Consider the following 504-nt stretch of genomic DNA (forward strand, 5'->3'; position numbering starts at 1 on the left):
CTTTCAATCCCGAAGGTTTGGCGGCACACCCCACAACACGTAGTCGCAGTCGTAAACTGAAAAAGTTATTCCAAGAATACAATGTGCCAAGCTGGTTACGTCGTCAGATCCCGATTTTGATGTACAAAGACCAAGTTGTTGCAGTCGCAGACTTGTTTGTAGATCAAACATTTAGTGGCCAAGACTGTGAACTCATTTGGCGCAAGCCTTTGTAATTCATGTCACAATATCGACCATAACTATCTCAAATAAAAAAACGATTAGGTGAAGCAATGAATAGAGTAATGATCGGTGCAGTGGCTGCACTAACCATGTTGAGTGGACAAGCTCTGGCGGGTGATGCCGCTGCGGGACAAGCTAAAGCTGCAGTATGTGCGGCATGTCATGGCGCAGACGGTAACGCGACGATTCCAGGCTACCCAAATTTGAAAGGGCAAAACGAGCAGTACATCGTGAGCTCAATCAAGGCTTACAAAAACAAAGAACGTAGCGGTGGTCTTGCTG

2 protein-coding genes are annotated in these 504 nt (G+C 46.2%); both read left to right on the forward strand.

What is annotated here, in order from left to right; genetic code table 11:
- A partial coding sequence (gene tilS / locus R8O11_RS31670) for a tRNA lysidine(34) synthetase TilS (RefSeq protein WP_318195445.1) occupies nucleotides 1-215 on the forward strand: 215 nt, incomplete at its 5' end.
- A 57-nt stretch (nucleotides 216-272) separates the two neighbouring features.
- On the forward strand, nucleotides 273-504 hold a 232-nt coding region (locus R8O11_RS31675; protein WP_318195446.1), incomplete at its 3' end, for a c-type cytochrome.

It is taken from the genome of Vibrio sp. 1288 (assembly GCF_033344475.1).